Raw genomic sequence first — 17868 nt, 5'->3', positions numbered from 1 at the left:
AGCTACGCATGCTAACAAATTGGCGGATGAAGTTTCGACTGTTGTTTGCATATTTAATGATTTATGCGCCGTTATTTTTTAGGATCTGTGTGCAGGTTTTTCATCGCTGAATTCCAATCGCCTTTAATCGCTTCGGGAACGAACTTAACGGCCCGGCTAATGGCATCATCAATTAATTCCTGTTCGGCAGCGGGTGCGCGCTTTAGCACAAAATTCGCAACCAGCGGCGCTGCGCCTGGATGCCCGATTCCCAAGCGCAAACGCGGGAAGTTCTGGTTATTGCCGAGGGCGGCGATAATATCGCGCAAACCGTTATGCCCACCGTGTCCGCCGCCCTGTTTAAAGCGGGCAACTCCGGGGGCTAAATCCAGTTCGTCGTGAGCGACCAGAATAGCGGCGGGTGGAATCTTGAAAAAATTGGCCATGGTGCCAACGGATTGGCCGCTGCGATTCATGTAAGTCGTCGGGATTAGCAAGCGCAAATCCTGCCCTTGAAAATTGGCGCGAGCGGTGAGGCCGAAGTATTTGTTATCGGGTATCAGTGATACCCCGAGTGTGCGGGCAAGTTCTTCGACAAAGTCCTGCCCGGCATTGTGGCGGGTGCGGTCATATTCACTGCCTGGGTTGCCAAGGCCAACGATCAATTGGATTGCATTGCTCATCTGTAAATTTCCGGTCTCATTTTCAACGGTGCGCAGTATAAATAAAAAAGGGCGGGGTCCGAAGACGCCGCCCTTTTTTTGGCATTCCAGCGAGAATTAAGCTTCTTCGCCTTCAGCGCCGCCTTTCGGCTTAACGATAGTGGCAACAGCCAGGTTGTGGTCTGCGCCTTTTTGCAGGTCAGCAGAAACAACGCCGGTTGGCAGTTTCAGGTCGCTGATGTGCAGGATGGTGCCAACTTCGGCGCTCGCCAGATCAACTTCGATGAACTCAGGCAATTGATGCGGGAAGCAGATGATGTCCAGTTGGGTCAGGTTGTGAACCACTTTGCCGCCCTGGATTTTCACGCCTTTTGAGGTTGCTTCGTTGATGAAGTGCAGTGGTACGTGAGTGTGTACCTTGGTTGACTTATCAATGCGCAGGAAGTCCAGGTGCAGAACAACTGGCTTGGATGGGTGGCGTTGAACATCTTTCAGGATCACGTCTTCAGCAGCGCCATCTACATTCAGGCTGATGATGTGTGAGTAAAACGCTTCGTGTTCCAGGTGCTTGATCAGCTCTTTGTGAGAAACGCTTACGCTTGCTGGCTCTTTCTTGCCGCCGTAAATAACAGCGGGAACTTGATCAGCCAAACGACGCAGGCGGCGGCTCGCACCTTTCCCCAAATCGTTACGGGCAGTTGCATCTAATTTAAAGTCTTCAGACATTTTTCCGTCCTCAATTTTCCGTTCAGATCCGCGACCAGAACCTGACGGGTTTCAGTGACCGGAGGGCGACATGCACTCCGGCGTTTATCCGAGGCAACATTCCTAGCGGAACATTGCACTCAGTGATTCTTCATTGCTCAGGCGACGCATAGCTTCGGCGAGCATTTTTGATAAGGTCAAACTGCGAATGCGCGGGCAGTTTTTCGCCGCTTCGCTGAGCGGGATGGAATCGGCTACTACCAGTTCATCCAGCTCGGAATTATTGATGTTATCGATTGCCTTTCCTGATAGCACCGGATGGGTGCAGTAGGCGACTACACGTTTGGCACCGTGTTGTTTCAGTGCTTTTGAGGCGCTGCACAAGGTACCGGCGGTATCGATAATGTCGTCAACCAGCAAACAGGTTCTGCCTTCAATTTCACCGATTATGTGCATCACTTCGGCCACATTGGCGCGCGGACGACGTTTATCGATGATTGCCAGGTCGATGCCCAGCTGCTTGGCAACCGCGCGGGCGCGTACCACACCGCCGATGTCGGGGGATACAACGATCAGATCTTCAAATTTTTGTTGCTCGATATCTTCCAGCAATACTGGTGATGCATAGACGTTATCGACAGGGACATCAAAAAAACCCTGGATTTGTTCAGCATGCAGGTCAACAGTGAGGACACGGTCAACGCCTACACCGACCATCATGTCTGCAACAACTTTGGCGGTGATGGGTACACGGGCGGAACGTACGCGGCGATCCTGGCGTGCGTAACCGAAGTAAGGAACTACGGCGGTGATGCGGCCGGCGGAGGCGCGGCGTAGTGCATCTACCATTACAATCAGTTCCATCAGGTTGTCGTTGGTGGGGGCGCATGTGGGCTGCACCACAAATACATCGCGACCACGCACGTTTTCATTCAACTCGACAGCAATTTCGCCATCGGAGAATTGTGACACTGAAACATCACCCAGCGGGCGGCCCAAATGGCCAACGATTTTCTTGGCGAGTTCGGGGTTTGCGTTGCCGGTAAAGACCATTAAGTCAGTCACGTCAGATACCTTTTGCTGATTGCCGGTAAATAAAAAGCCAGAGCTGAATGAGCTTGTTTGCCGAAGCAGGTTTTTTTACCCTTGGGATTTTAGCGGAATACGCGCTAAATACCGGGAATTTATTAACGAGGGAATCTGAAGATAAAAATGGCAGGGGCGGAAGGACTCGAACCTACGAATGGCGGGATCAAAACCCGCTGCCTTACCACTTGGCGACGCCCCTGTTGTGACTTGATTTAGAAGCCTGGAAGCAGTTTGTAGAGTGGTGATTGATTAACACCTTGTGCTACAAAACCGGGCAAATGTTTAGGCAATTGTGCCTGCACCTGTTGTGCTTTTTCTGCCGACTCAAAGCTTGCAAAAACGCAGGCTCCGGTTCCAGTCATCTTTGCGTTGCGATCAAATTTCTGTAGCCAGGTAACTGCTTCATTCACTGCTGGATAAAGCGTTTTTACCAAGGCTTCGCAGTCATTTTTACCGCCCCGCTCAAGGAAGGCCGCCACTTTAATGGCCGAAGTATCTCTTGTCAAATCTTTGTGACAAAAAATTTCTGCAGTGGACACATGGCAATCAGGTTGCACAACGAGAAACCATTTTGCTGGAGTTTTGACAGGCAAAAGTTGCTCGCCCACACCTTCGGCCCATGCGGTTTGCGCATTAATGAAGACGGGAACATCGGCGCCGAGTTTTAAGCCTATCGCTTGCAGTTGCTCTTTACCTAAATTGCAGCCCCATAAATGGTTCAGTGCAACTAGCGTGGTCGCTGCATTGCTACTGCCCCCGCCAATACCGCCGCCCATGGGTAGGCGTTTTTCCAATTGGATATCTACGCCGGCATTGGCGGGTTTGAATGGCGCAAGCGCGCGCACGGCTTTGACAATCAGGTTTTGCTCAAAGGTAACGCCGGGGATTTCCGGTTGCAGGCTGATCCGGTTATCAGTGTTGGGGGTGAAACCGAGCGTGTCACCGTAATCGAGCAATTGAAAAAGGGTCTGCAAATTGTGGTAACCATCAGCGCGACGGCCGGTGATATGCAAGAACAAATTCAGTTTTGCCGGTGATAGCAGGGTCAATGTTGTCATAGCTTTATTGCTTTGGTATGCCGAGTTGCCATTGGCGGATAACCAGAATCAGCCGCACATCCTGATATTCAGCCGTGATCTTCCCGGGCAAGGGAAGGGTTTTGCCTTCAAGCTGTTGATCGCTGTAATTGTCGTAGGTCACCAGCCAATCGCCTTGTTGTAATTGGGCAATAAGCCCAATACTGTTTTGCTCCAGGCGATTGATGCGTCCCTTGGGTGCGGGAACGCCGCGCACCCAGTACGCGAGTTGGGTAACCGGCAGCGTCCAGCCAAGTTGTTGCTTGATCAGTGCTTCGGGCGATTTTGCCTCTTGCGCCGGTTCGCCGGTTTGCTCCAGGCGCACTTTGTCGGCTGTGCCGGTAATCAGCATGCGCTTTTGCCCCAGTGGGCCGCTCAGGTTGATTTGGTAGTTTGCTGCTTCCTGGTTCCACTTCAAGCTGGCACTGCCGCTGTCGTCGGCAGTGCGGATACCCAGTTTGCCGTTGACTTGCCAGTGGCCAATCGCCTGCACCTGGCGTTGGTGTTCCAGCACATTTTCCGGCGGGGTAAGGCCGGGGCGATGGGCACAGGCGGCGGTGAGGAGTATGAGTAGCAGCAGTGTTCCCTGCCGGATAAAACGAGGACACATCATAAGTCAGCCTTGAGCCGTTGTAAGGTTTTCTGGATAACAGGGTCGTTGGGTGAAAGCTTGATGCCTTCTTGCCAGATACGGCGCGCTTCAGTTTTGTCGCCTACCATCCAGAGTATTTCGCCCAGGTGCGCAGCAATTTCTGCATTCGGGCTCAAATCAAAAGCGCTGCGCAATTGGCCTAGCGCCTCCGGGTATTTGCCCAGGCGATAGTAGAGCCAGCCCATGGAGTCCATGATTGCAGGGTCATCCGGTTTCAGTCGCAGTGCCTTTTCCAATAGCCGGGTGGCTTCTTCGTAACGCTGGGTGCGGTCAGCCAGGATGTAACCCAGGGAATTCAGAGCTGACACATTGTCGGCATCCAGCCTGAGGATCTGGCGCAAATCGCGCTCTGTGGCAGCGAAATTATTGCGCTGGTTGTTAAGCATGGCGCGCGCAAATAACAGGCGTGTGCTGTTGGGAAAGCTCGCCAGCCCCTCGCTCATCACCTTGTCAGCTTCATCCGGATAGTTGTATTTAACCAGCGTCTGGCTATGCAGCACGTAAAGCGCTTCGCTCTGGTCAGGAAAGCGTAACCGGATGCGATTCATATGTTGCTGGGCACTGAGGAAATCTTCTTGCCGGACAAAAATCCCGAGCAAGCTCAGGGTCGCCGACAGGAAGTCGTTGCCACTATCAACTTGCAGGTAATTGATGATGGCTTCCGGCCAGTCCTCCCGCGCCTCGGCAATCCGGCCCAGATAATAATGGGCGGTGGAAAGGTGCTGGTCTTTATCCAGCAGCTCTTCAAAGGCTTGCTTCGCGGTCGCGGAGTCTTTGCGCTCCAGTGCAATAATTCCCAGTGAGAGCAGCATATCGCCATCGCCGGGGCGCTGTTTCACCAGTATCTGGAATTGCTCTTGCGCCAGTTCCAGGTTGTGGCGGGTGAGGATGCGTGCATATTGCTGGCGCAGGCTGGTGTTATCCGGATACAGGTCCAGCAACGCATCCATTTTGGCGATAGCTTCCTGGTCGCGCTTGAGTTGGTGGAGCAGATTGGCTTCCAGGATTGCGGCCGGAATGCTGCTCGGATGAAGCTTGAGTGCCTGGCGATTAATATTCATCGCCTCTTCATAGTTGCCCTGTTGTTGCAGCAAGATCCCGGCACCGACCAGCAATTGTTCATCCCGGGGATGTTGCTGTAACAGGGCGGTAAAGTCATTCAGGAGGCGAGCGCGATTATCCTCGTCCAAAGTGGTTGCCGTAGCGGCGATATTTTGGAAAAGTGGGTCGCCACCTTCTTCCAGCAAGCGCCGGGAGTAGGTAAATGCATCGCGCAATTGGCCTGTTTGCATATAGGCCATGGAGGTATTCGCCAATGCATCTTTATTATGGGGTGCTGCATCAACCCAGATGCGTGCCATCTCCAGCGCGAGGGTGTTATTGCTCATATAGCGTGCAATGAGGGTGGCGCGCTCGGCAATTTGCGGATCCCGGGTTTCGCGCGCTTGCTGGGCATAATTGCTGAGCGCGAGATCATATTGGGCGCGGCTCCCTGCAATTTCAGCTGCGAGTAGCGAATAGAGCGTTTCTGTTGGAAAGGCGCGGGCAGGCTGCTCGATACGCACTTCAAGCGGTGGTTTGGGAAGTGGAGTATCGCTTTCCGGGGATGCCTGGCTGCGTGCAGATTGCAGGCTGCAGCCGCTCAGGACCCAAAAAAGTGTCATGCTGGAAAGGATAAGGGGGCGATGTTTGACCATGCTCAACCGGTGCGAGATTAGCTTCGTGCTGAACGGCAGCACGGCCAGCCATCATATTAAAGTCCGGTGCGCCTCGCCAGTGCAGGATAGGTATCTATTAGATTGCGGGTATAAAGATAGGTCTGCTGGATCAAATAAGCATCGCCGCTGGCGCGATGGCGTTTGATATCCAATTGTTTTGTCAGGCGTTTTTTAGCATCGTCCCATGCCAGAAGCTGGGCTTCGCTCGCGATCATTTCGATCGGGCTGAGGTGGAAGCTGGGATGGATTCGCGCCGCGAAAAACAGGCGGTTGAGCCAGGGGCTATCGTGGATCCAGGCATCGCTGTAAGCGGTAATTTCCCCGAGAAACTGGTTAAGTTCGGTGCAAATTTCTTTAGGGCAGCGGCCGCGCGCTTCGATGAGATGCCGCGATATGCCGTGTACGGTCTGGGCGTTATCACACCAATGCTCCCAGTCGGGTTGGGGGCGAATCAGGGCGCAATAGCGTTCGCCGCTGCTTTTAACCACGCCAATCTCAATAGGGTAACTGCGCGAGCCAAAACCTGAGGCTTCTATATCAATGATGGTTGGGCAGCCGTGTCTACGCATAATGCATCTTTGCTCCGATATTGCGTTTGAGTATAGGCGGGTAAGCAAAAAGCCGCGCCAACTTAACGCGATAATAAAAAGTGCTTTAATAAACCGGCTTTATGACAGGAATATGAGCTTGCCTCTTGTCACACCGCGCCCTTGACCGGACAATACCGGCCTTCATAACAATCAGCGCCATCCATGACCCTGTTAGCTTTCGGTATCAACCACACAACTGCTCCTCTTGCCCTGCGCGAGCGAGTCGCGTTTGCGCCGGAAAACCTGCACTCTGCCATGCAGGAAGCCTGCGCCCACGCGGGTTTGGCGGAAGTGGCGATTCTGTCCACTTGCAATCGCACTGAAATCTACGCCAATAGTGAAAATGATGCGGCAACCATCCAGGCATGGTTGGTTAGCCATACGGCGATTGAAGCCGATGACCTTGCTAAAAGTTATTACTGCTACCAGGACCAGGAAGCCGTGCGCCATATGATGAAAGTGGCTGGCGGCCTGGATTCGCTGGTACTGGGCGAGCCGCAAATTCTGGGCCAAATGAAATCCGCATTCGCCTCGGCAAAAGAGGCGGGGACATTGGGTGCAGAGTTGCACGCCACTTTCCAGCAGGTTTTCAATATCGCCAAGCGCGTACGCACTGAAACGGCGATTGGCGAAAACCCGGTCTCTGTTGCCTATGCCGCTGTCAGCCTGGCACAACAAATTTTTTCCAATCTTAAACAGGATACGGCGCTGCTTATTGGTGCAGGTGAGACGATTGAATTGGTCGCGCGCCATTTAGCCGAGCAAGGCATCAAACACATTATTGTGGCTAACCGCACACTGGACCGCGCCCAACGGTTGGCCAATGAATTTAACGGCGAAGCGATTTTGCTGGCGGATATTCCCGAGCAATTACATCGCGCTGATATCGTTATTTCCTCCACTGCAAGCCAATTACCGTTATTGGGAAAAGGCGCAGTGGAATCTGCGCTGAAAAAGCGCAAGCACAAACCCATGTTTATGCTTGATATCGCCGTTCCGCGCGATATTGAAGAGCAAGTGGGCGAGCTGGATGACGTGTACTTGTATACCGTGGATGATTTGCACGCGGTGATCGATGAAAATAAAAAATCCCGTGTTGCCGCGGCGGACCAGGCCGAAGAAATTATCAACGAAGGTGTCGAACAATTTTTGCGGCACCAGCGCGCGCTCAACGCGGTAGAAACAGTAAAAGCCTATCGCCAGAAAGCAGAACAAATGCGCGATGCCGAATTGCAAAAAGCGTTGCGTACGTTGCAATCCGGTGCAAATCCCGAACAGGTTTTGCAGCAGCTCGCGCGCAACCTGACTAACAAATTAATTCATTCGCCGACGGCGGTATTAAAAGAAGCGAGTGCCGGTTCGCGCCATCATGTGCTGCAGGTCGCGCAAGAATTATTTGATTTGTCGCTGGCTACTGACTTGCCGCCTAACCCCAAAGAATCTGTTAACTCCGTTGCTGGCAACAGCAGCGATGCAAGTGAGCCCCAATGAAAGCATCGATTTTAGAAAAGCTGGATCGCCTTAAGGAGCGCTACGAAGAAGTGAGTGCGCTTCTGTCTGAATCCGAAGTAATCAACAACCAAAACAAATTTCGCGATTTATCCAAAGAGTACGCTGAACTTGAGCCGGTAGTGCAAGGCTACAACGCCTATTTGCAATTGCTTGCTGATATCGAAGAAGCCAAACACTTGTTAGTGGATGGCGATGACGATATGAAGGAAATGGCTGCGGAAGAATTAAAAGATTGCGAAGCACGGCTCGAGCCGATGCAGCTGGATTTGCAAAAATTATTGCTGCCGAAAGATCCCAATGACGAAAAAAACTGTTACCTCGAAATCCGCGCCGGTACCGGCGGTGATGAAGCGGCGATTTTCTCGGGCGATTTATTCCGCATGTATTCCCGTTACGCGGAAACGCAAGGCTGGCGAGTGGAAGTGTTGAGCCAGAACGAAGGCGAACACGGCGGCTTTAAAGAAATTATTACGCTGGTAAGCGGGCAGGGCGTGTATTCAAAATTAAAATTTGAATCCGGCGCGCACCGTGTGCAACGCGTCCCTGAAACTGAATCGCAAGGTCGCATCCATACATCGGCGTGCACCGTGGCGGTAATGCCGGAAGCGGATGAACTGGAAGAGGTGAATATCAACAAAGCCGATTTGCGTATCGATACGTTCCGCGCATCCGGCGCTGGCGGCCAGCACGTTAACAAAACCGATTCCGCGATTCGCATTGTGCATTTGCCAACCGGTTTGGTGGTGGAATGCCAGGACGAGCGTTCGCAACACAAAAACCGCGCGCGCGCGATGAGTTTGCTGGCAACCAAATTAAAAACCATGCAGGAAGATGCCGCGCATAAATCCATGGCTGATGAGCGCCGCAACCTGGTGGGTTCCGGTGACCGTTCAGAACGTATTCGCACGTACAATTATCCGCAGGGCCGTGTGACTGATCACCGCATCAACCTCACCTTGTATTCGCTGGATGCAATTATGCAGGGCGATTTGAATCCGGTTGTTGAACCGCTTGCGCATGAATATCAAGCGGACCAATTAGCGGCCATCGCGGATTAATTTTTATTCTTATATCAATTGTAGGTTGGGCAGCAATGCCCAACATAACTCTCCGAACGAAATGGTTGTTGGGCATTGCTGCCCAACCTACGTGAATCCTTATGAGCAACATCACCGTTGCACAATGTTTGCAATTAGCGCCGGAGCTGGAAAGCATTAGCGATTCAGCCCGGCTCGATATTGAACTCATCCTCTGTCATATTTTGCAAAAAAATCGCACCTGGCTTTTTACCTGGCCGGACAAAAAGCTGGATGAAGCGCAACAGAAAATGTTTAACGATTTTTTTCGGCGCCGTAAAAATGGTGAGCCTATCGCCCATATTATTGGCCAGCGCGAATTTTGGTCGTTGCCACTCGCCGTCAATAATTCTACGTTGATTCCGCGCCCGGATACTGAACTGCTCGTTGAAGTAACCCTGGAATTATTTGCGCAGGACAAACCGGATCAAGTCCGGAATTGCCTGGATTTGGGAACTGGCACGGGTGCAATTGTATTGGCGCTCGCCAGCGAAAAACCGCACTGGCAATTATTGGGAGTGGATAAATCCATTGACGCCGTTGCGCTTGCGGAAAAAAATCGTACGCAATTGGATTTCAATCACGTAAAAATCCAGCAAAGCGATTGGTTTGCGCAAATTGAATGGTGTGAATTTGATGTGATTGTTAGCAACCCTCCTTACATTGACCCACAAGATCCACATCTCAATCAAGGCGATGTGCGCTTTGAACCGCGCTCGGCATTAATCGCAGACAACCATGGTTTGGCGGATATTGAATTCATTATTCGCGAGGGCTCGAACTATTTGCACTGCGATGGATGGTTGTTGCTGGAGCATGGTTATGATCAAGGTGAAGCGGTGCGAGGGTTATTGCGCGCAAATGGATTTGTTGCAGTAGAAACCCGTCGTGATCTGGGTGGAAATGAACGTGTTTCATTAGGAAAAAAATCACAGGAGCCAACGTGAACGACGAACAACTTCTGCGTTACTCGCGCCAGATAATGCTGCCCGATGTCGATATCGATGGACAGGAAAAATTATTAGCGGCGCGCGTATTAATTATCGGGCTCGGTGGTTTGGGATCGCCGGTGGCGATGTATCTCGCCGCTGCCGGTATCGGGCATTTGGTCCTGGCTGATTTTGATACAGTGGATTTAACCAATTTGCAACGCCAAATTGCGCATACCAGCGCGCGTATCGGCGTAAACAAAGCAGTGTCTGCTGCGCGGAGCTTGCGCGAATTAAATCCGGACATTGTTCTTGATTGTATCGAAACAATTCTTGATGCTGAAAACCTTGCGGAGCAAATTAACCATGCAGACGTAGTAGTCGATTGTACGGATAATTTTGCTACACGTTTTGCAATTAATGCGGTTTGTGTCGCGGCAAAAGTTCCGTTGGTATCGGGCGCAGCAATTCGTTTGGAAGGGCAGGTTGCCGTGTTTGATGCGCGCACTGAATCCAGCCCCTGCTATCGCTGTTTATATGAAGAAGATAGTGACGATGCAACTTGTGCAGCCAATGGTGTGCTTGCACCCCTGGTCGGAATTATCGGATCTATGCAAGCGCTGGAAGCCATCAAGCTCATTTGTGGTTTTGGTACCGGTTTGACCGGGCGCTTGTTGTTATTGGATGCGCGCCATATGCAATGGCGGGAAATGAAATTACCCAAAGATCAACAGTGCCCCGTATGCGGAACACCTTAACCAATCTTGCCAGATAAATCCCTTGTGTTTTGGTGGGGCGGCTAATTAGTATTGGCGCAATTTATTTAAGTTAACTTAAACAGGTGTAGTAATGAGCGATAAACACGTTGGTTATGCAAATAACTTTTTCCCAAAACTGATTTTTAGCTCGCGCTGGTTGCAATTGCCATTGTATTTAGGATTGATTGTTGCTCAATGCGCGTATGTTTTCCTCTTTTTAAAAGAACTTGTGCATTTGATTACCGGGGTGACATCACTCGGTGAGCAGCAAATCATGTTGATTGTGCTGGGTTTAATTGATGTGGTTATGATCTCTAACCTATTGGTAATGGTAATCGTGGGTGGGTATGAAACCTTTGTTTCCCGCTTGCGCCTGGATGGTCATCCGGATCAACCGGAGTGGCTAAGCCATGTTAATGCAACTGTATTGAAGGTAAAACTGGCAATGGCAATTATCGGTATATCTTCAATCCATTTGTTAAAAACCTTTATCGAAGCTGGAAACATCGGAACACCGGGCGCCAAATTTACGGAAGAGGGCGTAATGTGGCAAACCATTATTCATATGGCTTTTATCGCCTCTGCAATTGGTATTGCTTACACTGATTTTTTAATGCAAAAAGTCAGTGCCAGCGCGAAAGCTGCACACCACTAATCTTGCCAGGGAGCGGTACTAACCGCTCCTTTTTATTTGCGTCGGGTAAAGGATGTGACAATCGAACATAATATTGTGTATCGCCTGGAAGGTTTCACCGTTAACGTCACCCAGCGACAAATTATTACCCCGCAACAAACCCTCAATGTTCGACCCAAAACGTTTTCGCTACTGCTGCAATTCCTTGAAAACCCGTTACAGGTTTTAGCAAAAGAATTCCTGCTGGATAAAGTCTGGGATGATGTCACAGTGGAAGAGCAAGTACTGGTTCAGTCAATTCGCGAATTGCGCCAATTATTTGCGCCACTGGAGGTGATCCAAACGCATCCGCGCAAAGGTTACGCGTGGGTGGTTGCTGTTAAAAAAGAACATCAACATCCGGAATTTATTCCCAATACAAAACTTGCACAAGCGCGGTTAAAAATTCCTAAGGTATTTATAGCGTTGGGGGTTGTGGCGTTATGCGCATTAGGTGTTTTTGCGTTAAAACATTATGTGGCGAACGAACCTGCGCAAAAAAATATTATTGCTGTTCTGCCCGTGGATAATCGCACTGAAGGTTCAAACTTATCGTGGGTAAGGTTAGGGATAATGGACCAGCTGATTCAATCGTTGCAACTCACGCCCGATGTCCAGGTGTTTGATGTGCCCTATGTCCTGCATTTGTTGGAAGTGTCCGGTGTGGATATTAATAATCGAGTACAACTTGCAAACCGGATCTTTGAAATTTCAGGGTCGAGCTTGGTGGTGGATCTGGAATTATCGGGTTCAGTGAATGACTATCGCTTGCGCTATCGGTTGTTCACGCCCGCGAACCAATCGTCAGGTGTGATTATGGAAAACCGGTTAGACAAAGTGGTTGAAAACCTGGCAAATATTATCGCAACGAAAACGGATGCACGTCTGGACCTTTCCCATTTGAATGCAGAATTTAATTCCAGCCTGGTCGGCGAGGCTTGGGAAAAGCAGAAACAGAGGCAATCTGATGCTGCGATTGCGCTGCTAAATACCGCAGTCACTATCGAGCCGGATAACTTCCTGGCTCACCAATTGTTGATTGAATCTACCCAAGGCCAAAATGATTGGGCGCAGTCGATAATAAACGCCCGCAACGCAATTGGTGTTGCAGAGCAACACCAATATGCAAGAACCTACGTGTTTTATTATCTGCTAGCCAGGGCGGAGTTAATGCAAGGTGACATTGAACAGGCACGCCATTATTTATTTATTGCGCAAGAATTAACGGCGGAAGCATTCGATAGTTTGTATCAAGCGTATATCGCGACCTTGTGGGGAGATATCGCATTAAAGACTGGAGATCAGCATACGGCGGAGATTTCTTATCTGCGTGCTATGAAGCATCATCAGGCGATTGCCTGCCCTATCGGTGTCAGTTTGGTCCATTTGAAATTGATCGAGTTTTACGCTCTCCAGAAGAAAAACGATTTACTGATTGCTCATCGGAACCAGCTCAAGGAATTAATCGAACAGCATAAACTGCCGATTGAATTACCCGTGCTGACTGGAAAATAAACAATTTGCTATGAAAAGCAGTGCTTTTCATAAATTTTTATAAAATTTAACTGGTTTGCCCTCCGCTTTGCTGGCGAAGTAACCCGATATTATTTAACGGGTGAACACTATGACTTCCAATCAAATTCGCTGGCGCAGTTTTATTAGCCTTTCTATTTTTCTCGGCTTCACGATTCTTTTCATTACCTCATTGCTGATGTTCCTGAAGCCTCATCGGGAATTGGTGGCATTGCTACATACCATCTTCGGTTTTTGGTTGCTGCTGTTATTGTTATGGCATATCAAAAATAATCTTAAACCGCTAAAAAATTATCTTCGAAATACGGGTACAGCAAAAATCAATATTGCGCCTTTGGGTAGTGCCGGTGTGTTTGTGGTTTTGCTGATTCTGGTTTATTACCAGACGGTTCCTTTCATGCAGTTCTATCGTTGGGGGCAAACGCTACGTGCAGCAACGGCAAATGGTGTGGATGAGCAGCAAACTTACCAGATCCGGCGAGTTCAACCGGCTATCGCAACGGGAGAAACATTTACGATTGAATTCCGCAAAGGGCCGTTTTTTATGTGGCCACAATATGCGATATGGTTGGAAACCTTGGATGGGAAGTTTATCCAGCCGTTATATGTGACCGGAAAATTAGCCCATAATAATTTTGCTAATAAAGTCACCCGAAAAAAACCACAGCAAGTATTTATCGATAATCCTCTGGCTGCTGATATGGATGCGGGAGAAATCTTTGAGTACCAATGGGACACCGCCAGTAAAAACGAACGCAAGCGCCCTGAATCTTTACCCGTCTTTTTGCATGCGCTAGGTTTAAAATCTGCCGATGGCGCGATGGTGCCGGAAGTATCTACACCCATATTGGATGCTTATTCCGGTGCAACCATGCGTGAGAATTTCCAGTTAACAACAAAATCCCTTACGGCGCTGCCGGAAAAATTCCGGATTCGTTTTGAAATTAACCAATCATTTGATTTCAATACCTACTATTCCAGTGATCGCTTTCCGGATGATGAAGTGTATTCCGGCGATGGTTATTCGGCGCAACCATCGGTTATTTACGAAGCGGTGGTGGATCGCAACGATAAGCAACCGATTTATTTATTGAAGCTTGCAGGGCAAGGGCATCACTCGGGGAAAGATGGCGAGATCAATCCGGATACCAGCAATCTCACAACCGCCACGCAATTGGTGGATAGAATCCTTGTGGAGTTTTATGATGCGCAAAAATAGTAAACCAGAGGCAAGTAATGTCAGAACAATCCGGCGTTATCGACAGTTGGGATGATCAAAAAGGGTTTGGATTTATTTCTATTTCACCCGGTAAAAAAGTGTTTTTCCATATCTCGGCAGTACGGGGATTGCATCGACCAATACAGGGTGACTCTGTATTTTTTCAATTGGGTACTGACAAACAGGGGCGAACAATTGCCACCCATGTGCGCAGCACTAATCTTACGCTTGATAACCCGCGTATTAGAGTCAAGCCTCGTGTTGGCAATAAAGAGGAACATAATCACGCAATCAAAAAGCGGGCGTCAGGCAAAAATTATCGACTTTTTGAGCATGAGATCCCGTGGGTGAAATTGGTCATGTTATTGGTTTTGCCATTCGCGGGTGCGCTCAACGTGACCATCCAATATGGCTCCTTATGGATTTTTCCCATTTATTTGATCACCAGTTTGCTCGCGTATTATTTTTATTGGGATGACAAGCGCCGTGCTAAACGCAATGAATGGCGCATCACTGAAGCCAATTTACAATTTTGGTCATTGATTGGTGGTTGGCCGGGCGCATTTATCGCGCAACAACAGTTTCGCCATAAAACCAAAAAATTATCTTTTCAGATGGTGTTTTGGTTAATCGTTATTGCCCATCAGTTGTTGTGGTTTGATTGGTTATTTTTGGACGGTCGCTGGCTGATGGCATCGTTGTCTTTTGGTAATTGATGATACGTGTTATGAACATCTAACCCATTTTGCAATGCAATAGGTGAATAGAAATTTTGTGAAATTTTAGATTGGGCGAACACCCGCAGGCCATTTGCAATGGCCTGCGGTGTATGAGATTAGAACTTGTAGTTCAAACTGAGGGTATAGTTGCGCGGTGTGCCATAGCGGTATGAACTGAAATATCCCACTTGTGAGTAGTATTTTTCATCCGTTATGTTAGCGGCGTTGAATTGAGCGCTCAATTCATCGGTGAAGGAGTAGCGAGCCATCAGGCTAACCAATGCGTAAGCATCCTGAGTGAGTCTGCCGGGCTGGTTTGCGGGGGTAATACCTTTGGAGTAGGTCTCGTTTTGCCAGTTCACACCACCGCCCAGCAGCAACTTTTCAAGCGCGCCACCAAATTGGTAAGAGGTAAACAGCTTGAGTGATTTTGTTGCGTTATCGGTGTTAAGGTCGTTGCCTTGTGCATCTTCGATGGTGAATTGTGCGTAACCGGCACTGATGTTCCAGCCGTCGATTGGTTGACCAACCACTTCAATTTCAAAACCTTTACTCTGCGCACCTTCAGCACCAATGTAGGCATACATTTGCTCAGGTGTACCTACATAAGTGGTGTCGCGTTGTGCCAGGTTGTCTTGCTGGATGTCAAAGTAAGCAATAGTGGTTTGCAGTCGGTCATCCAGGAAGCGACTCTTTAAACCGATTTCTGCACTTTCACCTATCAGTGGATCAATGAAATCACCGTTGGCATCACGATAGTTTTGCGGCTTGAAGATTTCGGTGTAGCTGGCGTAGATGCGGTGGGCATCAGTCAGGTCATAGAGTGCGCCCGCATAAGGGATAAATTCATTATCATTCCCGTAATTTACGATACCGCTCCAATCAAAACCGGTGCGCTCCCAAGTTGCAATACGTCCACCCAGGATAAACTTGAGTTTGTCGGTGGCAGAAAGACGGGTTGCCGCGTAATAACCGCGCTGTTCAGTTTCAATATCTTGCGATTGGGTGCGCACATCTGACCATTCTGGTTCATCCAAATCGAGGTTGTCCCAGTCATAGAAGTTATCCACGGAAACACGGTCGTAATCGCCGCTCATATCGCCGCCCAATGGCAATTGGGTAAAGGTTTCGGCGGACTGATCAGCGCGCAGGGCACCTGCCACAAATTCGTGGGTTTGGTTAAACAGGTTGAAATCCCCTTTCAGCTGGATATCAAAACTGTCTTGTTTGGATTCGCCGTCACTGCGGTAACGTTGTGCATTCAGGCCGGCACCGGTTGTTTTATTCAGTGAGCCATACACGTACAGCAACCGTGCTTCTGTTTCGTAGTGCAATTTGTTGTAGTTAGCGAGCAATTCCCAACCATTGCCAAACGTGTGGTTGATGCTGGCGAAGAAATTGGTGTTGGTTGATTCCCAACGGTTCCAATCTCTGGAGGTGGTTTTGGATACATCCCAATCAGGTCGGGTGCCATCGGAGAAGAAGCCCGGTAAAACACCCCACACAGTCGCTTTCGGGTCATTATTTTGGTAGCTGGCGCCCACACGTACCAGAGTGGCATCGGTCAAGTCAGCTTCGAGTACGCCGTAGAATGTGCTTTTGTCGTCTTCGTAATAATCAACGAACGATTCGCCTTGTAAAACGCGGCCAACAACACGGCCGCGAACACTACCGCTTTCATTCAAGCCAGTACCCACATCGGCGGCCACGGCCTTTTTCTGCCAGCTGCCAACAGAGAGATCTACGAAACCGGTCAAATCCTTGCTGTTCGCGTGCTTGCGCACCAGGTTGATAGATGCAGAAGGATCACCTACAGCGGTCATTAAACCAGTTGCACCGCGCACAAATTCAATACGGTCATAGATTACGGTATCCGCAACGGTTTCACCTGAGTCCCCTCCCAGGCTCCAGGAAGTCGGTACACCATCGATTTGATAGCTGTCGATGGCAAAGCCGCGCGAATAAAAGCCGTTACGCACATTGTCTGTTTCTTCGGAAGTCACACCTACAGCGCTGTTCACAGCATCCAGAATGCTGGTGATGTTCTGATCCTGCATACGCTCAAAGGTCAGTACAGATACTGATTGCGGGGTTTCTGCAATGGTCAGCCCAAGGCCGGTTGCAGTGTCGATAGTTTTGGTCTGTTCAACGGCGTACTTGCCGGTAACCACAACTTCTTCAACTTTTGGGCTCTTCCTGGCATCAGCATCGCTCTGGGCCAACACCAGTTGTGGATTGATACTCAGCAGTATTGCAGTAGAAATGGGTAAGAGTTTGAACTTCACGGGGCACTCCAAATGGTGGGCAAGACTAAAAGATGACGCACTTTACCGCAAACAGAACTGATTATCATTAGCAAGAGGTGTGTATTCTTAAATAATATAAGTTGATATTTGTTGTTGGTTATGCTCGAAAGTAATGGAGGCTCAACACTTGCGCCGTTCTTTTAAAGTCCTATATTCCAGATCCTTTGCAGTTGTTCTGATTCATTGTTCGCATACTGATGATACGCAGTGGCCGGATAATTATTGAACTTACAATGGCCAATTCCGGCATTGCAGAACCACGCGGTATCCATCCGGATCTTCAAAGGTGTTTCCTTCGATATCCCAATACGCGTTATAAGATTTCACCGGAGTAAAACCGGCGGCAGTCATTTGTGCGCAAGATTTTTCCCACGCATTTTTATCGGTAATATAAAACACCAATAAATTATCTTGCGTAGGCGCTTTGCCAACAGTGGTTCCGCGGTGATGGGTAAATTCCAAGTGATAACTTTGTTGGGGATGGCCGATGATTACACCATCGAATCCCTGGTGATCGTTAAAAGCCGCCAACTCCTGGAAGCCAAGCCCATCAATATACATGCGTGCAATTTTTTCGAGGTTATCGGTGGGGCGAGCGATACGGATAATCGTATTGAGTGGAATCATGATTCTTTTAATCCGCAGCAGATGGGAGAATCCCATCCGCTGACT

The 17868-nt window shown here is 49.4% G+C and carries 17 protein-coding genes and 1 tRNA gene; 8 read left to right on the top strand and 10 right to left on the bottom strand.

Annotation, left to right across the window (positions count from 1 at the left end; genetic code table 11):
* Positions 1–71 precede the first annotated feature (71 nt).
* From pth to A596_RS12055, 8 genes are all read right to left on the bottom strand, one after another.
* Positions 72–662: an aminoacyl-tRNA hydrolase gene (gene pth / locus A596_RS12090; RefSeq protein WP_039915031.1), complete on the bottom strand. Its 591-nt coding sequence runs from the start codon at positions 660–662 to the stop codon at positions 72–74.
* Between the two features lie 96 nt (positions 663–758).
* The gene (locus tag A596_RS12085) at positions 759–1367 is read right to left on the bottom strand and encodes a 50S ribosomal protein L25/general stress protein Ctc (RefSeq protein WP_039915030.1); all 609 of its coding nucleotides are present in this window, start codon (positions 1365–1367) and stop codon (positions 759–761) included.
* A 102-nt stretch (positions 1368–1469) separates the two neighbouring features.
* On the bottom strand, positions 1470–2399 hold the full coding sequence (locus A596_RS12080) for a ribose-phosphate pyrophosphokinase (RefSeq protein WP_039915029.1): 930 nt from the start codon (positions 2397–2399) through the stop codon (positions 1470–1472).
* A gap of 160 nt (positions 2400–2559) precedes the next feature.
* Positions 2560–2634: transfer RNA gene (locus A596_RS12075), tRNA-Gln, on the bottom strand.
* Between the two features lie 13 nt (positions 2635–2647).
* Complete coding sequence (gene ispE, locus A596_RS12070; RefSeq protein WP_039915028.1) at positions 2648–3493, bottom strand: 4-(cytidine 5'-diphospho)-2-C-methyl-D-erythritol kinase; 846 nt, start codon at positions 3491–3493, stop codon at positions 2648–2650.
* A 4-nt stretch (positions 3494–3497) separates the two neighbouring features.
* Entirely contained in the window at positions 3498–4124 is a 627-nt protein-coding gene (gene lolB / locus A596_RS12065; protein WP_052417459.1) for a lipoprotein insertase outer membrane protein LolB, read from the bottom strand.
* Positions 4121–5860 carry a tetratricopeptide repeat protein gene (locus A596_RS12060; protein WP_039915026.1) on the bottom strand — a complete coding sequence of 580 codons (1740 nt, stop codon included), beginning with the start codon at positions 5858–5860 and terminating at the stop codon, positions 4121–4123. The genes lolB and A596_RS12060 overlap by 4 nt, the downstream gene beginning before the upstream one ends.
* Positions 5861–5916: 56 nt before the next feature.
* Positions 5917–6450: a 3'-5' exonuclease family protein gene (locus A596_RS12055; RefSeq protein WP_039915025.1), complete on the bottom strand. Its 534-nt coding sequence runs from the start codon at positions 6448–6450 to the stop codon at positions 5917–5919.
* Between the two features lie 183 nt (positions 6451–6633).
* Here A596_RS12055 and hemA point away from each other — a divergent pair, with 183 nt between their 5' ends.
* The 8 genes from hemA (at position 6634) to A596_RS12015 (ending at position 14887) form a co-directional block, all read left to right on the top strand.
* Entirely contained in the window at positions 6634–7962 is a 1329-nt protein-coding gene (gene hemA / locus A596_RS12050; protein WP_039915023.1) for a glutamyl-tRNA reductase, read from the top strand.
* On the top strand, positions 7959–9041 hold the full coding sequence (gene prfA, locus A596_RS12045) for a peptide chain release factor 1 (RefSeq protein ID WP_039915021.1): 1083 nt from the start codon (positions 7959–7961) through the stop codon (positions 9039–9041). Before hemA ends, prfA begins: the two co-directional genes overlap by 4 nt.
* 101 nt (positions 9042–9142) lie before the next feature.
* A complete protein-coding gene (gene prmC, locus A596_RS12040) occupies positions 9143–10006 on the top strand; it encodes a peptide chain release factor N(5)-glutamine methyltransferase (protein ID WP_039915020.1) in 864 nt (287 codons plus the stop codon).
* Positions 10003–10746, top strand: a complete 744-nt coding sequence (locus A596_RS12035; protein ID WP_039915019.1) for a HesA/MoeB/ThiF family protein — start codon at positions 10003–10005, stop codon at positions 10744–10746. The genes prmC and A596_RS12035 overlap by 4 nt, the downstream gene beginning before the upstream one ends.
* Positions 10747–10837: 91 nt before the next feature.
* The gene (locus tag A596_RS12030) at positions 10838–11401 is read left to right on the top strand and encodes a TIGR00645 family protein (protein WP_039915018.1); all 564 of its coding nucleotides are present in this window, start codon (positions 10838–10840) and stop codon (positions 11399–11401) included.
* A gap of 54 nt (positions 11402–11455) precedes the next feature.
* A complete protein-coding gene (locus tag A596_RS12025; RefSeq protein ID WP_039915017.1) occupies positions 11456–12934 on the top strand; it encodes a winged helix-turn-helix domain-containing protein in 1479 nt (492 codons plus the stop codon).
* A gap of 109 nt (positions 12935–13043) precedes the next feature.
* Entirely contained in the window at positions 13044–14171 is a 1128-nt protein-coding gene (locus A596_RS12020) for a DUF4405 domain-containing protein (protein WP_039915016.1), read from the top strand.
* Positions 14172–14188: 17 nt separating this feature from the next.
* Positions 14189–14887: a DUF1294 domain-containing protein gene (locus A596_RS12015; protein WP_039915015.1), complete on the top strand. Its 699-nt coding sequence runs from the start codon at positions 14189–14191 to the stop codon at positions 14885–14887.
* Positions 14888–15006: 119 nt separating this feature from the next.
* Here the strand turns inward: A596_RS12015 and A596_RS12010 are convergent, their stop codons facing one another.
* The gene (locus A596_RS12010) at positions 15007–17175 is read right to left on the bottom strand and encodes a TonB-dependent siderophore receptor (protein WP_039915013.1); all 2169 of its coding nucleotides are present in this window, start codon (positions 17173–17175) and stop codon (positions 15007–15009) included.
* 249 nt (positions 17176–17424) lie between these two features.
* On the bottom strand, positions 17425–17823 hold the full coding sequence (locus tag A596_RS12005) for a VOC family protein (protein ID WP_039915012.1): 399 nt from the start codon (positions 17821–17823) through the stop codon (positions 17425–17427).
* Positions 17824–17868 lie beyond the last annotated feature (45 nt).

Origin of the sequence: Cellvibrio mixtus subsp. mixtus J3-8 (assembly GCF_000766945.1) — a bacterium.
Lineage (GTDB): Bacteria > Pseudomonadota > Gammaproteobacteria > Pseudomonadales > Cellvibrionaceae > Cellvibrio > Cellvibrio mixtus_A.
Note: the sequence above shows the minus strand (reverse complement) of the source record. Positions and strands in the feature narration are given on the sequence as shown.

Coding starts and splice junctions, on each gene's coding strand:
- pth (WP_039915031.1), bottom strand. CDS start 662: ATGAGCAATGCAATCCAATTGATCGTTGGCCTTGGCAACCCAGGCAGT.
- A596_RS12085 (WP_039915030.1), bottom strand. CDS start 1,367: ATGTCTGAAGACTTTAAATTAGATGCAACTGCCCGTAACGATTTGGGG.
- A596_RS12080 (WP_039915029.1), bottom strand. CDS start 2,399: ATGGTCTTTACCGGCAACGCAAACCCCGAACTCGCCAAGAAAATCGTT.
- ispE (WP_039915028.1), bottom strand. CDS start 3,493: ATGACAACATTGACCCTGCTATCACCGGCAAAACTGAATTTGTTCTTG.
- lolB (WP_052417459.1), bottom strand. CDS start 4,124: ATGATGTGTCCTCGTTTTATCCGGCAGGGAACACTGCTGCTACTCATA.
- A596_RS12060 (WP_039915026.1), bottom strand. CDS start 5,860: ATGGTCAAACATCGCCCCCTTATCCTTTCCAGCATGACACTTTTTTGG.
- A596_RS12055 (WP_039915025.1), bottom strand. CDS start 6,450: ATGCGTAGACACGGCTGCCCAACCATCATTGATATAGAAGCCTCAGGT.
- hemA (WP_039915023.1), top strand. CDS start 6,634: ATGACCCTGTTAGCTTTCGGTATCAACCACACAACTGCTCCTCTTGCC.
- prfA (WP_039915021.1), top strand. CDS start 7,959: ATGAAAGCATCGATTTTAGAAAAGCTGGATCGCCTTAAGGAGCGCTAC.
- prmC (WP_039915020.1), top strand. CDS start 9,143: ATGAGCAACATCACCGTTGCACAATGTTTGCAATTAGCGCCGGAGCTG.
- A596_RS12030 (WP_039915018.1), top strand. CDS start 10,838: ATGAGCGATAAACACGTTGGTTATGCAAATAACTTTTTCCCAAAACTG.
- A596_RS12020 (WP_039915016.1), top strand. CDS start 13,044: ATGACTTCCAATCAAATTCGCTGGCGCAGTTTTATTAGCCTTTCTATT.
- A596_RS12015 (WP_039915015.1), top strand. CDS start 14,189: ATGTCAGAACAATCCGGCGTTATCGACAGTTGGGATGATCAAAAAGGG.
- A596_RS12005 (WP_039915012.1), bottom strand. CDS start 17,823: ATGATTCCACTCAATACGATTATCCGTATCGCTCGCCCCACCGATAAC.